A 14,094-nucleotide genomic window follows, 5' to 3' on the forward strand; every position below is an offset into this window, starting at 1 on the left:
CGGGGTGAGGCGGGGCTCGTTACTGCCGTCCCCGAGTTGGCCCTGGCCGTTGGAGCCCCAGGCGACCACCGTGTGGTCAGGCTGAAGCGCCAAGCTGTGGTAGTCGCCGGCCGCGATGGACAGAACTCCGCTCAGGTATCTGGTGCAGGGCGCCGTCTGCCCCACCGCGCACACCCGTACGGGAGTGAGACGGTTCTCCAGAGATTTCGAGGTGTCTCAGGGGCGAGACGTCGCCGCACGCCGAACGACGCGTCGTTCTCCAGTGCCGGAGTTGTCGCTACTGGCGCGGCGGTATCTGCCGGGAGCGGCTCCGTATTGGCGCTTGAACGCGTTGGCGAAGGCGAACTCTGATGTGTAGCCGACTTTGGCGGCGACGGCACTGAGCGGTGCGTCGGATTCTTGGAGAAGCCGTGCGGCGGTGGTCATCCGCCACCATGTCAAGTAGGTCAGCGGCGGTTGACCGAGCAGGGCGGTGAAGCGGCGGGCGAACGGTGTCCGGGACAGCCCCGCCTCGGCGGCCAGCGTGGCGACGGTCCATGGGCGCGCGGGGTCACGGTGCATGGCCTGCAGGGCGGCGGCGGTGGGCGGATCATTGAGCGCCACGGCCCATCCGGTGGTGGTTCCGCGTACCGATTGCTGGTCGAGCCAGGCACGCAAGATGTGCAGCAGCAGTGTGTCGAGTAACGCGGGAACGATGGCGTCCGTGCCGAGGCGAGGTCGTTCCAGTTCGGTGGCGAGCAGGTCCACGGTGGCGCGCAGTTCAGGATGTCGCGCGAGGTGTGCGGGGAGGTAGATGAGTTCGGGTAGATCGTTCAGGAACGGATGGGCGCGCGTGGAATCGAGTTGGTACCCGCCGCAGAGGGTGACCGTAGCCGGGACGTCGGCGCCGGCCGGGCTGCCCCACGTGTCGCTGGCATAGCGTTGGAGGACCTGCGGGTCGTTCGGATCGCATACGGGCGCCGTCGGTGGCGTCGATGGGCTGTCGGCCAGCGTGTGCCCACGCCCGTGCGGCCGGAACACCACATCCCCGGCGGACAGCGGAACAGACTCGCCGTCCGGCCGGATGAGCCAGCAAGGTCCCTGCAGGATCACGTGAAAGCCGGCGGACCCCGGTACGGACCCGAACTGCTGCGCCCACGGGGCGTGCCACGCCACCCGTGCCGAGCTTGGTTGCCCAGTTCGCATTACCGCGATCACGTCGCTGAGTACGTCCACCGACCGAGGGTATCCCGTAGGACGATCGAGTATGAAGTGAGGCTCCCTAAGCATGGTTCGTCCTCGAAACTCACCATAGGTTCGAGGCGTGAGAGCAATGCGAATTCACCAGTACGGCGACGCGTCCGTCATTCGCGACGACAACATTCCACGGCCGGCGCCCGGCCCCGATGATGTGCTGATCCAGGTCGCCGCGACCTCGTTCAATCCGTCCGATATTGGGCTGCGCCGCGGGCTCCTGCGTTCGGTCTTTGCGCTGGACCTGCCACACACGCTCGGCGGGGATGTCGCCGGCACCGTTGTTGAGGTCGGTGATCGCGTGCACACCCTCGCCATCGGCGACCCGGTCATCGGCCGCGTCGACGGCGCCGCAGCCGAGTACGTCACCGCCGCTGCCGACACGCTTGTTGCGGCGCCCAGCGCCATCCCTCTCGCCCACGCCGCCGCCATCCCGATCGCGGGCGTCACCGCCTGGCAGGCGGTGTTCGAGCACGCGAACATCGCGGCCGGGCAACGGGTGTTGGTCAACGGCGCCGGCGGTGGCGTCGGCGGGTTCGCCGTTCAGCTTGCCAAGCACGCCGGAGCGCACGTGATCGCCACCGCCAGCCCCCGTAGCACCGACATGGTTCGCCAACACGGCGCCGACGAGATCGTCGACTACACGGCTACGCCGCTCGCCGATGCGCTCGACGAGCCCGTCGATGCGATCCTCAACCTCGTCCCGGTCAGCGCGCGGCAGGCCCTAACGATGCTTCCGCTGATTCGGCCAGCCGGCGTTGTCGTGTCCGCCACCATCCCGATCAAGGCGCCCGCTGGATCCCCGCTGACTGCCGTGCACTTCGTGGCCCGCAACGACACCAGTCACCTCGCCGCATTGGTCAAGCTCATCGACGCCGGCACGGTCCGGGTCGACATCGCCGCGTCTCATCCCCTCACCGACCTGGCCCTGGTGCACCGCGACGCAGAGTCTGGCCGTACCCGCGGCAAAATCATCCTCATCCCGCGAAGGAACCCATGATGCCCACCACTTCCGCTTCCCCGATGGCCACGAGGCTCCAGGCCGGCGCACTTGCAGGCGGCGGCGCAGTCCTCGCGACGGCGCTACTGTGGACCACCGCTCAGATCCTGGGTGTCGAGCTGCGGGTTGACCCCGGCAATGGTCAGCCGCCCCAGGTCATCAGCCTGCCGTTCGCCGCCACCGTCACGCTCGCCATCTCCCTTCTCGCCTGGGGCGCGCGTGCCCTGCTGGAACGGTTGACCGGCCGAGCCGCAATCGTCTGGACCGTGCTTGCCGTCATCGTGCTACTGGCGTCGTTCCAGCCCCTGCTATACGTCGAGGCGACCGGCGCGGCCAAGGTCATCCTCGGTCTGATGCACCTCGCTGTCGCCGCCGCGTTGATCCCGGTCTTCAGCTGCCGGCGGCGCTGGTCACACGATCAACGGCAGCGTCCTCCAGTCAGGGGAATGCTCGGGTAGCAGACAGCCTCGCCGGGGCCGCCGCACGGAACCGCGGCGAAGAACTCGACGGTCTCCGGAGCAGCCTGGAAGCCAGCCGCCGGCCCGCTGGTCGACCCGTGCACCGACGACGAGCGGCACACCGCGCAGTCGCTGCGCGGTGTGCCGTGATGGGCGACGCTTGCCACCGAACGCACCGCCGTGCCGGGCGTCCGCCGAGGCGGCGGCTAGAGGGCGCGGGCGAGACGGTCGGCGAGGACGCGGGTGAAGCGGGCCGGGTCGGTCAGCTCGCCCCCCTCGGCCAGCAGCGCCATGCCGTAGAGCAGCTCGGCGGTCTCGGTGAGCGCGGCGGTGTCGCCGCCCTCCCCGTGGGCCTTGCGCAGCCCGGTGACGAGCGGGTGGGTCGGGTTCAGCTCCAGGATCCGCTTGACCCGGGGCACCTCCTGGCCCATCGCGCGGTACATCTTCTCCAGCGTCGGCGTCATGTCGTGCGCGTCGCCCACCACGCAGGCCGGCGACGTGGTCAGCCGGGTGGACAGGCGGACCTCCTTGACGCTGTCGGCGAGCGCGCCGCCGAGGAAGGTGAGCAGGTCGGCGTACTCCTGCCGCTCCGCCTCGGCCTTCTCCTTCTCCTCCTCGGTCTCCAGGTCGACCTGGCCCTTGGCCACCGAGCGCAGCGTCTTCCCGTCGTACGCGCCGACCCGCTCGACCCACACCTCGTCCACCGGGTCGGTGAGGATCAGCACCTCGTACCCCTTGGCCCGGAACGCCTCCAGGTGCGGCGAGTTCTCGATGGTGGCCCGGTTGTCGCCGGTGGCGTAGTAGATCTCGGTCTGTCCGTCCTTCATCCGCTCGACGTAGTCGCGCAGCGTGGTCGGCTCGGCCGGGTCGTGGGTGGAGGCGGCGCGGACCAGGTCGAGCAGCGCCTCGGTGTTGTCCGGGTCCTCCAGCAGACCCTCCTTGACCACCGGCCCGAACTCGGTCCAGAACGTGCGGTACGACTCGGCCGACATGTCCTTGAGCGTGCCGAGCACCTTCTTGACCAGTCGCCGGCGCACCGCGCGGATCTGCCGGTCCTGCTGGAGGATCTCCCGGGAGATGTTCAGCGACAGGTCGTGCGCGTCCACCACGCCCTTGACGAAGCGCAGGTAGTTGGGGATCAGCGCCTCGCAGTCGTCCATGATGAACACGCGCTTGACGTAGAGCTGCACGCCGCGGCGGCCCTGCGGGGAGAACAGGTCGAGCGGGGCGTGTGCGGGCAGGAAGAGCAGCGCCTCGTACTCGAAGGTGCCCTCGCCGCGCATGTGGATGGTTTCCAGCGGGTCGGCCCAGTCGTGCGCGACGTGCCGGTAGAACTCCTTGTATTCGGCCTCGTCGACCTCGTCCCGCGAGCGCGCCCAGAGCGCCTTCATCGAGTTGAGCGTCTGCTCCTCGCGGGTGGTCTCGCCGTCCTCGCCGGGCTTGTCGACGGTCATCCGGATCGGCCAGGAGATGAAGTCGGAGTAGCGCTTGACGATCTCCCGGATCGTCCACTCGGCGGTGTAGTCGTGGAGGTTGTCCTCGGCGTCGACGGGCTTGAGGTGCAGGGTGACGGAGGTGCCCTGCGGCGCGTCCTCGACCTCCTCGATCGAGTAGGTGCCCTCGCCGCTGGACTCCCACCGGGTCGCGGCGGTCTGCCCGGCGCGGCGGGTCAGCAGGGTCACCTTGTCGGCGACCATGAAGGTGGCGTAGAAGCCGACGCCGAACTGGCCGATCAGCTCCTGCGAGGCGGCGGCGTCCTGCGTCTCGCGGAGCGTGCGCAGCAGTTCGGCGGTGCCGGACTTGGCAATGGTGCCGATCAGCGCGACGACCTCGTCGCGGGACATGCCGATGCCGTTGTCCCGAACGGTGAGCGTGCGGGCGTCCGGGTCGACGTCGAGTTCGATGTGCAGGTCGGACGTGTCGGCCGGCAACTCCTTGTCGACGAGGGACTCAAGCCGCAGCTTGTCCAGCGCGTCGGACGCGTTGGAGATCAGTTCACGCAGGAAGACGTCCTTGTTCGAGTAGATCGAGTGCACCATCAGCTGCAAGAGCTGACGCGCCTCGGCTTGGAACTCCAACGTCTCGACCCGGTCGCTCACACCGGCTCCCTTCCTCGTGGCGGGCCTACGGCGGAAAGGATACGAGGGGTGACGGCGACGGCACGCACCGGCCGGCGTACGCGGGTGGCGAATACTGGTCCAACCAGTTGACGGGTTGATGTGTGCGGGACCACACTGCTGGCCATGGCTTTCGTCCCCGCCCCCCGCGCCTCGGTCTCCGACCACGTCTTCGGGCAGCTCCGTGACGCGATCGTGTCCGGCCGTCACCGGCCGGACGAGACGCTGCCCGGCGAACGCGAGCTGGCCGCCACGTTCGCGGTGAACCGGCACGCGGTCCGGGAGGCGCTACGCCGGTTGCAACAGCTCGGCCTGGTCCGGGTCAGCCAGGGCGGCGCGACCCGGGTGCTCGACTGGCGGGTGCACGCCGGGCTCGACCTGGCGTTGTCGCTGGCCCGCTCCGGCGACGTGCTCCCGGTCGAGACGCTTGTCCGCGACATGTTGGAGATGCGGGCCTGTGTCGGCATCGACGCGGCCCAGCTCTGCGCCGAGCGCGGCGACGCGGTGACCGTCGCCGCGCTGGTCCGGGCCGCCGAGGAGTACGGAGCGCTCGCGCCGGACCTGCACCGGATGGCCGAGGCGAACATCGACATCTGGCGGCTTGTCGTGCGCGGCAGCGGCAACACGGCCTACCAGCTCGCGTTCAACAGCCTGGTGGCCGGCACGTTCGCGGTCGGCGACGTCCCCCCGGACGCCCGCACCGCCGAGTTGCTCGACGTGGCCGGCCACCGTCGACTCGCCGCGGCGATCGCCTCCGGCCAGGGCACGGCCGCCGCCCGGCACGCCCGGGCGCTGCTGACGGCCCCGCTCACCACCCCCACCACCGGAAGGGAAGCGCCCGCATGATCCCCGCCGTGTTGTACGCCGTCCCGGCGTTCCTGCTGCTGATCGTCATCGAGGCGGTCTCCTACCGCTTCCTGCCCGACGACGACGAACGCGGCTACGAACTGCGCGACACCACCACCAGCCTGTCGATGGGGCTGGGCAGCCAACTGATCGGCTTCCCGTGGAAGCTGCTCACCGTCGGCCTGTACGCGGCGCTGTGGGCCCTCGCGCCGGTGCACCTGTCCCCCGGTGACTGGTGGACCTGGGCGATCGTCTTCTTCGCCGACGACCTGGCCTACTACTGGTTCCACAGGTCGCACCACGAGGTACGCGTGCTCTGGGCCAGCCACGTGGTGCACCACTCAAGCGTCCACTACAACCTCTCCACCGCGCTGCGGCAGAGCTGGACGCCGATGACCTCGCTGCCGTTCTGGCTGCCGCTGGCACTGCTCGGCATTCCGCCGTGGATGATCTTCCTCCAGCAGTCGATCAGCCTGCTCTACCAGTTCTTCCTGCACACCGAGCGGGTGGGCACGCTGCCCCGGCCGATCGAGTGGGTGTTCAACACCCCGTCGCACCACCGGGTGCACCACGGCTCGAACACCGAATACCTGGACCGCAACTACGGCGGCATCCTGATCGTCTGGGACCGGCTGTTCGGCAGCTTCGAGCCCGAACGGGCCCCGGTGCGCTACGGGCTGACCAGGAACATCGGGACCCACAACCCGCTGCGGGTGGCCACCCACGAGTTCGCCGCGATCTGGTCCGACGTCCGCCGGGCCACCCGCTGGCGGCACCGGCTGGGCTACCTGCTCGGCCGGCCCGGCTGGCAGCCGGCCCGGTGAGGCGGTCCTGGCTCGCCCTGTTCGGGCTCGTCGCCGCCGTCGAGCTGATCGCGGTCGCGCTCGACTCGACAGTGCTCCAGTGGCTGGCCAAGCCGCTGCTGGCGCCGGTGCTGCTGGCGTACCTCATCGCGCACCGACGCCGGCTGGACGCGGTGGCCGCCGGCCTGGTCGCCGCCACCGCCGGGGACGTGGCCCTGCTCGTGCCCGGACGGGCCGCGTTCCTGCTCGGCATGGGGTTCTTCCTGCTCGCGCAGCTCGCGTTCCTCACCGGTTTCCTGCGTCGCGGGCGACCGACGGCCGTGGCGTGGGCCGGCTACCTGCTCGCCTGGGCCGTCGGGAACGCGTTGCTGTGGGGCGCGCTGGGGCCGTTGCGGCTGCCGGTGCTCGGCTACAGCCTGGCGCTGTGCCTGATGGCCGCCGCCGCGACCGGCGTGTCGGCGCGGGCCGGGGCGGGCGGGGCGTTCTTTCTCGCCTCGGACCTGCTCATCGGGGTGGGCGCGGCCGGCGTCGAGTTGCCCGGCGCGGACCTGCTGGTGATGACCACCTACTGCGCCGCACTGCTGCTGATCACCACCGGCTGGGTGGCCGACCGCGCCGACGCGGACCGGGAGCCGGCGGCGGTGCCAGCCTGACCGGCGCGGGCAGCGGTGCGCGCCGCCGCCCGCGCGTCGACGGGTCCCGGTCCGGCCACCGTCGGAAGCCGGGTGGTCAGCGGGCCGCGCCGGGCCCCAGCAGCCGGGTGACCACGGTCAGGTCGTCGCCGCCGAGCCCCCGGCCCACCGCGTCACGCCACTCGGCGGCCAGGGCCTCGGCGGCCGGGAAGCTGCCCACCGGCGCCTCGCGCAGCGCCAGCTCCACGTCCTTGAGCGCCAGCGCGAGCGAGTATTGCGTGCCGTGCTCGTCGCGGGCGACCCGCGCCAGTTTCTCCGCCGCCCAGGGTGAGACGAGCGGACTGCCGTCGAACGCCTGCCGGACGGTGTCGCGGTCCAGGCCGAGCGTGTCGGCGAGCGCCATCGCGGCGGCGACGCCCTCGTTGACGAACGCGAGCAGCAGGTTGTTGACGAGTTTGAGCCGCGAACCGGCGCCGGCCGGGCCCAGCCAGAGCGTCCGCTGCCCGACCGCGTCGAAGACCGGGGCGACCCGGCCGCGGGCCTGCTCCGGCCCGGACGCGAGGACGGTCAGCTTTCCCTGCTCGGCCGGACCTCGGCTGCCGGCCACCGGCGCGTCCACGAGCGTGACGTCGGGGCGCTCGGCGGCGACCAGCTCGACCAGGCGCTGCGTCTCGGCGACGCCGATGGTGCTCATCTGCGCCCACACCGCGCCGTCCGGCAGGGCGGCGAGCATGCCCTGGTCGACCGCGACGGCGCGGACCGCGGACGCGTCGGTCACCATGGTCACCACCACGTCCGCCCGGCGCACCGCCTCGGCCGGGTCGGCGGCGACCTCGGCGCCCCGGTCGCCGAGCGCGCGGGCCGGGTCGGGACGCCGGTTCCACACCACCGTGTCCAGCCCGGCCCGGATCAGGTTCGCCGCCATCGGCGTACCCATGCCACCGAGCCCGAGCACCGCCACCCGCGTCATCCGCCGCTCCCCTCGTCGCCGTCCGAACCGTCAGCCTACGGCCCCCGCCCGGGTGGGGTGGGTATCGTGCGGGGGTGGCCAGGGAGAACGGGCGCAAGCTGATCGCCTCGAACAAGAAGGCACGGCACGACTACGAGATCCTCAAGACCTACGAGTCCGGCATCGTGCTGGCCGGCACCGAGGTGAAGTCGCTGCGCGAGGGGCGGGTGTCGCTCGTCGACGCGTTCGCCCAGGAACGCGACGGCGAGATCTGGTTGTACGGGCTGCACATCGCCGAGTACGGCTTCGGCACCTGGACCAACCACGCGCCCCGGCGCACCCGGAAGCTGCTGCTGCACCGAGTGGAGATCGCCCGGATCCTGGAGAAGCTGCGCGACGGCGGGGTCACGCGTGTGCCGCTGTCGATGTATTTCGCCGACGGCTGGGCCAAGGTGGAGTTGGGCCTGGCCCGGGGTCGCCGGTCGTACGACAAGCGCCAGGCGCTCGCCGAGCGCGACGCCAAGCGCGAGATCGCCCGGGAGATGGGCCGCCGGCTCAAGGGGCGGTCGGCGGCGCGCCGGGCCTGACCTTCCCGCGAGTCGCGGACAGCGGCTGACCGCTATCTGCGGAAGGCTGACCGGGACCTCGACCGAAGGAGTGCTGAGATGGCCCGCGCCGTGCAATTCACCTTCGACTGCGCCGACCCGGCCAAGCTGGCGGCGTTCTGGGCCGAGGCCCTCGGCTACCAGGTCCAGGGCCCACCCGAGGGTTTCGACTCGTGGGAGCAGGCGCTTACCGCGTTGGGCGTGCCACCGGAGCGGCACAACGACGCCTCGGCCGTGGTCGACCCCGAGGGCGCCGGGCCACGGCTGTTCTTCCAGCGGGTGCCCGAGCCCAAGCGGGTCAAGAACCGGGTGCACCTCGACGTCCGGGCCGCGCCCGGGTTGGCCGGCGACGCCCGGATGGCGGCGCTGGAGGCGGCGGCCGACCGGCTCGTCGCGCGTGGCGCCGCCCGGCTCGGACGCCACGAGCCCGCTCCCCCGCTCGACGCCGGACACCTGCTGATGGCCGACCCCGAGGGCAACGAGTTCTGCCTCGACTGACCCACAAGGAGCCTTGTACTTCACATCTTGTCGGTCTAGCCTGGCGGCATGGCGGACGAGCCGAACCACGTGCACCTGACCGACCCACGCGCCATGCGGGCGCTTGCCCACCCCACCCGGCTGCGACTGCTGGGCGAGCTGCGGCTGCGCGGCCCGCAGACGGTGGGCATGCTGAGCGAGCGCGTCGGCGAAGCGGTCGGCTCGGTGAGCTGGCACATCGGCAAGCTGGCCGAGCACGGCTTCGTGACCGAGGCCCCCGACCTGGCCCGCAACCGCCGTGAGCGGTGGTGGCGGGCCGCGCACGCCACCACCGACTGGGATCCGGTCGAGCTGCTCGACGACCCGGAGCAGCGACTCGCCGGCAGCCTGCTGCGGCGGGCCGCGATGGAGCGCTACGTGGCTCGCTACCAGGCCTATCTGGAGTCCGAGGCCAGCCTCGACCTGGCCTGGGTGCGTGGCACCACAAGCAGCGACACGGTGCTGCACCTGACCCCCGACGAGCTGGGTGAGCTGCGCGACGAGCTGTCCGAGCTGGGCCGGCGTTGGCACCGGCGCGGGGCGCCCGGCCGGCCCGGCGCGGAGATGGTCACGCTGATCTGGCAGGCCTACCGGGGCCCGCAGTGACCCGCGACCGCCGGCCGCTGGCCGGGTTGTTGATCGGGCACGCCGTCTCGCTTATCGGCAACGTGCTGACGCTCATCGCGTTGCCGCTCTACGTGCTGGCCGAGACCGGTTCACCGGCGGCCACCGGGCTTGCCGGCGCGTTCGCCACCGCGCCTGTGGTGCTCGGCGGCGCGTTCGGCGGTGTGCTCGTCGACCGGATCGGCTACCGCCGGTCGAGCGTGCTTGCCGACGTGGTCTCCGGCGTGACGGTCGCCGCCGTACCCCTGTTGCACGCCACGGTCGGCCTGCCGTTCCCGGCGTTGCTGGCGCTGGTCTTCGTCAGCGGCCTGCTGGACACGCCGGGTCAGACCGCCCGCACCGCGTTGCTGCCGGAGGCGGCGGCCGAGGCCGGGGTGCCGATCGAGCGGGCGATCGGCTGGGCGGAGGCCACCTCACGCGGCGCCCGCATGATCGGCGCGCCGGTGGCCGGGCTGCTTGTCGGCCTGCTCGGCGCGCTGCCGGTGCTGGCCGTGGACGCGGCGACGTTCGCCGTCTCGGCGGTGGCGGTGATGCTGCTGGTGCCGCGTGGCCTGCGTCCGTCCACCGAGGACGCCGCGGCGGAGGCCGGCGGCTACTGGCGTCAGTTCGCCGCCGGGCTGCGCTTCCTGGTCCGGGAGCCGCTGTTGCGCGCCATGGTGCTGCTGGTGCTGGTGACGAACCTCTTCGACGCGGCCAAGAGCAACGTGCTCCTGCCGGTCGTGGCCAACCGCGACCTCGGCGGGCCGGCCGCGTTCGGCCTGCTCGTCGGCGTCATGGGCGGTGGCGCGCTTGTCGGTTCGCTTGTGTTCAGCGCGATCGGGCACCGGCTGCCCCGCCGGGCCACGTTCGTCACCGCGTTCGCGGTGTGCGGCGCGCCGCCGCTGTGGGCGCTGGCCGCCGCGCCGCCGCTGCCGGTGATGGTCGCGGTCGTCGCGATGGCCGGGCTGGCCGCCGGCGCGATCAACCCGCTGATCGGCGCGGTCGAGCTGGAGCGGGTGCCGGCCGCGATGCGGGCACGGGTATACGGGGTGATCGGCGCGGGCGCCTGGGCCGCCATGCCCGTGGGCGCGTTGGGCGCCGGGCTGGCCGCCGACCGGTTCGGCACCACGTCCACCCTTGTCACCATCGGCGCCTGCTACCTGCTGGTGGTGCTCACGCCGCTGCTGGGCGGGCCGTGGCGCGCGATGCGCCGGCCGCCACCGCCGCAGGCGCGTCAGCGCGAGCCGGAGCGGGAACGGCGGGAAGCGCTCTCTTGACAGTTGACGACTTCGTTCATACCTTCATCGAAGGCTATCTTTGAAGTTTGTTTACCGTTCGGTGCGGGGCCGGCCGACCGGACGGTGGACGACCCCCACCACCGCAGGAGGCACCCTGTGCGCAGCATCCGTACCGTCGCCGCCCTGGCGATGGCGGCGGTCGGCCTCACGGCCGCCCTCACCACCGTCCCGAGCACCCCAGCGGTGGCCGCCCCCGGCGCGGTCACCTGGTCCGACGACTTCAACGGCCCGGCCGGCGCCGCCCCCGACGCGAGCAAGTGGCGCTACGACATCGGCGGCGGCGGTTGGGGCAACAACGAGTTGCAGTACTACACCAACAGCACCCGCAACGCCGCGCTCGACGGCAACGGCAACCTGGTCATCACCGCCCGCAAGGAGAACCCGTCCGGCTATTCCTGCTGGTACGGAAGCTGCCAGTACACCTCGGCCCGGCTGCTCACCAACGGCACGTTCGCCCAGGCGTACGGCCGGTTCGAGGCCCGCATCAAGATCCCGCGCGGGCAGGGGCTGTGGCCGGCGTTCTGGATGCTCGGCAACGACATCGGCAGCAACCCGTGGCCCAACAGCGGCGAGATCGACATCATGGAGAACGTCGGCTACGCGCCGTCCACGGTGTGGGGCACGCTGCACGGTCCCGGCTACTCCGGCGGCAACGGCATCGGCGCGTCCACCTCGCTGCCGAACGGCCAGGCGCTCGCCGACGCCTTCCACACGTTCGCCGTCGACTGGGCCCCGGACTCGATCACCTGGTATCTCGACGGTGTGGCGTACTCCCGCAAGACGCCCGCCGACGCGGGCGGCAACCGCTGGGTCTTCGACCACCCGTTCTTCATGATCATGAACGTCGCGGTCGGCGGCAACTGGCCCGGCTCGCCGGACGGCGCCACCACGTTCCCGCAGACCATGACCGTCGACTACGTCCGGGTGCAGGCCTGGGACAACGGCGGCGGGGGCACCGGCGGACAGATCGTCGGATACGGCAACAAGTGCGTCGACGTGGCCAGCGCCGCCACCGCCAACGGCACCGCCGTGCAGCTCTGGACCTGCAACGGCACCGCCGCCCAGCGCTGGACGTGGAACGCCGACGGCTCGGTGCGCGCGCTCGGCAAATGCCTCGACGTGGCCTCCGGTTCGACCGCGAACGGCGCCAAGGTGCAGCTCTACGACTGCAACGGCTCCGGCGCGCAGAAATGGGTGTTCAGCGCCGCAGGCGACATCGTCAACCCGCAGGCCAACAAGTGCCTGGACGCCACCGGGAACAGCTCGGCCGACGGCACCCGGTTGCAGATCTGGGAGTGCGGCGGCACCGCCAACCAGAAGTGGCGACGCTGACCCGCTCGTGAGCCGGGGCGGGTGGCGCTCACCGCCCGCCCCGGCGCCTCGCCCAGCCGACGAAGCGCTGGTAGCGGTCCGCGGCCCCACCGTCCGGCGCGGGCCGCTCCGCCTCGGCCTCCGCATAGAGCGTGGCCAGGTGAATCAGCAGCGCGGGCCGGGCCTCCCGGTAGGCGGCCAGCAGCCGCAGCTTCGCCGGTGAGCAGGGCCAGGCGATGCCGCAGGCCCGGCACCGCCAGGTCGGCCGCGACGGGGTGTGCTCCCGGCGACCCCGGCTCATCGCAACCGCCGCGCGACCGCCCGCGCCTCCTCGTCGCTCAGCGCCAGGAACCACAGGAACCGCCGGACGATCTCCGGCGGCTGCGGGCCGCCGGGACGGCCCCGCAGGTCGCGGATTGCCCGCCGGGCCAACCGGACGAACTCCGGCAACAGCTCCGCCCGGCGTGCCGCGTCGGTCGGCGGCGACGTCCACGCCGGACACGGCCAGTCCGTACCGCAGTCGTCACAGACCCAGGTCGGGGCCGCCGTCGAGTGCAGGGCGGTCATCGCCGCCCCCGTCCGCGATTCGTCCGGCTCACCGGTCGGTACGTCCGGCCGCTCACCGCGCGCCCGCTCCTCCGGCATCTGGCGTCCCTCTCCGTCGATTCGACACACCGTCCACCAGAACCCTGCCGAGCGTTGCGGGACAGTCACACTGCGTTGCAGGATGGCATCGGGATAGCCGGGATGTTCGAGGAGGACACAGGGATGAACCGTGCCGTGGTGGCCGCGATGTCCGAGGCGGGGCACACCGCCGAGAGCCTGGCCGAGCGGGTCGGCGTCGACCCGAAGACCGCCGCCCGGTGGGCGAGTCAGGGGCGGATTCCGCAGACCCGGCACCGCGCCCAGGTCGCCGAACTGCTCGGCAAGGACGCCGTCGAGTTGTGGCCGGACGCGCTCAAGCGCCGGGAGCCGGCCTGGTTCCGCCCGTGGGCCGACATCGAACGCGAAGCGACGGCACTGCGCACCTTCCAACTGGCCTGGATCCCGGGTCTGTTTCAGACAGAGTCCTATGCGCGGGCGACTCTCGCCGGAGAGGCGTTGTCGGAGGCCGAGATCGCCGGCCTGGCCTCCGCCCGCATCGCCCGGCACGCCATCCTGCGCCGAGATCGCCCTCCGCTCCTGATCGCCGTCATCGACGAGTCCGTCCTCAGGCGTACCGCCGGCGATGACCGGACGATGATGGCTGAGCAGCTCACCCACCTGGCTGAATGTGCCGCGCTGTCCGCGGTTCAGGTCTACATCGTGCCGCTGTCGGCCGGCATGTATCCGGGGCTCGGCGGGCCCTTCACTCTGGCGGAGCTACCTGACGGCGGACGGGTCGCGCACGTCGACAGTCAGGCCCAGGCGCAGATCATCGAAAAAGCCGAGGGGATTGCTACCCTGGAGCGGCGCTGGGAGCGGCTGCGCGGCGAGTCGCTGTCCAGGGCACACTCCCTCGACGTCATCAGAGAAGCGGCACGTTCATGGGCCTGACCGGTGCGCGGTGGCGCAAGAGCACGAAGAGCGGCAACAACGGCGGCGACTGCGTCGAGGTGGCCGACAACCTGGCCGCTCTGGTCGGCGTACGGGACTCGAAGGATCCGACCGGCCCGGTCCTCGTCTTCGCGCCACAGGCGTGGCGGGCGTTCGTCGCCCACCTGGCGCCCCGACGCTGACGCCG

Annotated in this window: 17 protein-coding genes and 1 pseudogene; 12 read left to right on the forward strand and 6 right to left on the reverse strand. The window is 71.7% G+C overall.

Translation table 11 applies throughout. From position 1 onward, the window contains the following. Positions 1–174: pseudogene (locus SM450_RS10055) on the reverse strand (hypothetical protein); the annotation flags it as partial. Between the two features lie 42 nt (positions 175–216). Next, on the reverse strand, positions 217–1,215 hold the full coding sequence (locus SM450_RS10060) for an AraC family transcriptional regulator (protein ID WP_474619430.1): 999 nt from the start codon (positions 1,213–1,215) through the stop codon (positions 217–219). Between the two features lie 97 nt (positions 1,216–1,312). Here SM450_RS10060 and SM450_RS10065 point away from each other — a divergent pair, with 97 nt between their 5' ends. Together SM450_RS10065 and SM450_RS10070 are read left to right on the forward strand one after the other, a co-directional pair. Continuing rightward, the gene (locus SM450_RS10065; protein ID WP_474619431.1) at positions 1,313–2,233 is read left to right on the forward strand and encodes an NADP-dependent oxidoreductase; all 921 of its coding nucleotides are present in this window, start codon (positions 1,313–1,315) and stop codon (positions 2,231–2,233) included. 23 nt (positions 2,234–2,256) lie between these two features. Next, on the forward strand, positions 2,257–2,691 hold the full coding sequence (locus SM450_RS10070; RefSeq protein WP_474619432.1) for a DUF6069 family protein: 435 nt from the start codon (positions 2,257–2,259) through the stop codon (positions 2,689–2,691). 206 nt (positions 2,692–2,897) lie between these two features. Here the strand turns inward: SM450_RS10070 and htpG are convergent, their stop codons facing one another. After that, positions 2,898–4,790, reverse strand: coding sequence for a molecular chaperone HtpG (htpG, locus tag SM450_RS10075; RefSeq protein WP_474619433.1), 1,893 nt, complete (start codon positions 4,788–4,790; stop codon positions 2,898–2,900). 144 nt (positions 4,791–4,934) lie between these two features. Between htpG and SM450_RS10080 the strand changes: the two genes are divergently transcribed. Genes SM450_RS10080 through SM450_RS10090 form a run of 3 tightly spaced genes read left to right on the forward strand, consistent with a single transcriptional unit; the run spans position 4,935 to position 7,110 of the window. Then, on the forward strand, positions 4,935–5,654 hold the full coding sequence (locus SM450_RS10080) for a FadR/GntR family transcriptional regulator (RefSeq protein WP_474619434.1): 720 nt from the start codon (positions 4,935–4,937) through the stop codon (positions 5,652–5,654). Continuing rightward, positions 5,651–6,478, forward strand: a complete 828-nt coding sequence (locus tag SM450_RS10085) for a sterol desaturase family protein (RefSeq protein WP_474619435.1) — start codon at positions 5,651–5,653, stop codon at positions 6,476–6,478. The genes SM450_RS10080 and SM450_RS10085 overlap by 4 nt, the downstream gene beginning before the upstream one ends. Beyond that, on the forward strand, positions 6,475–7,110 hold the full coding sequence (locus tag SM450_RS10090; RefSeq protein ID WP_474619436.1) for a lysoplasmalogenase: 636 nt from the start codon (positions 6,475–6,477) through the stop codon (positions 7,108–7,110). The genes SM450_RS10085 and SM450_RS10090 overlap by 4 nt, the downstream gene beginning before the upstream one ends. A gap of 76 nt (positions 7,111–7,186) precedes the next feature. Here SM450_RS10090 and SM450_RS10095 read toward each other — a convergent pair whose 3' ends face one another. Beyond that, a complete protein-coding gene (locus tag SM450_RS10095; RefSeq protein ID WP_474619437.1) occupies positions 7,187–8,059 on the reverse strand; it encodes an NAD(P)-dependent oxidoreductase in 873 nt (290 codons plus the stop codon). A 74-nt stretch (positions 8,060–8,133) separates the two neighbouring features. Here SM450_RS10095 and smpB point away from each other — a divergent pair, with 74 nt between their 5' ends. The 5 genes from smpB to SM450_RS10120 all read left to right on the forward strand — a co-directional run bounded on the left by smpB (position 8,134) and on the right by SM450_RS10120 (position 12,392). Continuing rightward, the gene (gene smpB, locus SM450_RS10100) at positions 8,134–8,625 is read left to right on the forward strand and encodes an SsrA-binding protein SmpB (RefSeq protein WP_474619438.1); all 492 of its coding nucleotides are present in this window, start codon (positions 8,134–8,136) and stop codon (positions 8,623–8,625) included. 78 nt (positions 8,626–8,703) lie between these two features. Next, positions 8,704–9,141, forward strand: a complete 438-nt coding sequence (locus SM450_RS10105; protein WP_474619439.1) for a VOC family protein — start codon at positions 8,704–8,706, stop codon at positions 9,139–9,141. Positions 9,142–9,189: 48 nt separating this feature from the next. After that, complete coding sequence (locus SM450_RS10110) at positions 9,190–9,765, forward strand: helix-turn-helix domain-containing protein (RefSeq protein WP_474619440.1); 576 nt, start codon at positions 9,190–9,192, stop codon at positions 9,763–9,765. Continuing rightward, positions 9,762–11,039: an MFS transporter gene (locus tag SM450_RS10115; RefSeq protein ID WP_474619441.1), complete on the forward strand. Its 1,278-nt coding sequence runs from the start codon at positions 9,762–9,764 to the stop codon at positions 11,037–11,039. The genes SM450_RS10110 and SM450_RS10115 overlap by 4 nt, the downstream gene beginning before the upstream one ends. A gap of 117 nt (positions 11,040–11,156) precedes the next feature. Continuing rightward, the gene (locus SM450_RS10120) at positions 11,157–12,392 is read left to right on the forward strand and encodes an RICIN domain-containing protein (RefSeq protein ID WP_474619442.1); all 1,236 of its coding nucleotides are present in this window, start codon (positions 11,157–11,159) and stop codon (positions 12,390–12,392) included. A 28-nt stretch (positions 12,393–12,420) separates the two neighbouring features. Here the strand turns inward: SM450_RS10120 and SM450_RS10125 are convergent, their stop codons facing one another. Next, entirely contained in the window at positions 12,421–12,672 is a 252-nt protein-coding gene (locus SM450_RS10125; protein ID WP_474619443.1) for a flavin reductase, read from the reverse strand. Beyond that, positions 12,669–13,016, reverse strand: a complete 348-nt coding sequence (locus SM450_RS10130; RefSeq protein ID WP_474619444.1) for a hypothetical protein — start codon at positions 13,014–13,016, stop codon at positions 12,669–12,671. Before SM450_RS10130 ends, SM450_RS10125 begins: the two co-directional genes overlap by 4 nt. Before the next feature lie 123 nt (positions 13,017–13,139). Between SM450_RS10130 and SM450_RS10135 the strand changes: the two genes are divergently transcribed. Further along, on the forward strand, positions 13,140–13,907 hold the full coding sequence (locus SM450_RS10135; protein ID WP_474619642.1) for a Scr1 family TA system antitoxin-like transcriptional regulator: 768 nt from the start codon (positions 13,140–13,142) through the stop codon (positions 13,905–13,907). Beyond that, positions 13,898–14,089: a DUF397 domain-containing protein gene (locus SM450_RS10140; protein ID WP_474619445.1), complete on the forward strand. Its 192-nt coding sequence runs from the start codon at positions 13,898–13,900 to the stop codon at positions 14,087–14,089. Before SM450_RS10135 ends, SM450_RS10140 begins: the two co-directional genes overlap by 10 nt. The last annotated feature ends 5 nt before the right edge of the window (positions 14,090–14,094 follow it).

The organism is Micromonospora marincola, from assembly GCF_056150385.1.

Excerpts from the sequence above, each read along its gene's own strand:
- SM450_RS10065 (WP_474619431.1), top strand. The coding sequence starts at position 1,313 with ATGCGAATTCACCAGTACGGCGACGCGTCCGTCATTCGCGACGACAAC.
- SM450_RS10070 (WP_474619432.1), top strand. The coding sequence starts at position 2,257 with ATGGCCACGAGGCTCCAGGCCGGCGCACTTGCAGGCGGCGGCGCAGTC.
- SM450_RS10080 (WP_474619434.1), top strand. The coding sequence starts at position 4,935 with ATGGCTTTCGTCCCCGCCCCCCGCGCCTCGGTCTCCGACCACGTCTTC.
- SM450_RS10085 (WP_474619435.1), top strand. The coding sequence starts at position 5,651 with ATGATCCCCGCCGTGTTGTACGCCGTCCCGGCGTTCCTGCTGCTGATC.
- SM450_RS10095 (WP_474619437.1), bottom strand. The coding sequence starts at position 8,059 with ATGACGCGGGTGGCGGTGCTCGGGCTCGGTGGCATGGGTACGCCGATG.
- SM450_RS10105 (WP_474619439.1), top strand. The coding sequence starts at position 8,704 with ATGGCCCGCGCCGTGCAATTCACCTTCGACTGCGCCGACCCGGCCAAG.
- SM450_RS10110 (WP_474619440.1), top strand. The coding sequence starts at position 9,190 with ATGGCGGACGAGCCGAACCACGTGCACCTGACCGACCCACGCGCCATG.
- SM450_RS10125 (WP_474619443.1), bottom strand. The coding sequence starts at position 12,672 with ATGAGCCGGGGTCGCCGGGAGCACACCCCGTCGCGGCCGACCTGGCGG.
- SM450_RS10130 (WP_474619444.1), bottom strand. The coding sequence starts at position 13,016 with ATGCCGGAGGAGCGGGCGCGCGGTGAGCGGCCGGACGTACCGACCGGT.
- SM450_RS10135 (WP_474619642.1), top strand. The coding sequence starts at position 13,140 with ATGAACCGTGCCGTGGTGGCCGCGATGTCCGAGGCGGGGCACACCGCC.
- SM450_RS10140 (WP_474619445.1), top strand. The coding sequence starts at position 13,898 with ATGGGCCTGACCGGTGCGCGGTGGCGCAAGAGCACGAAGAGCGGCAAC.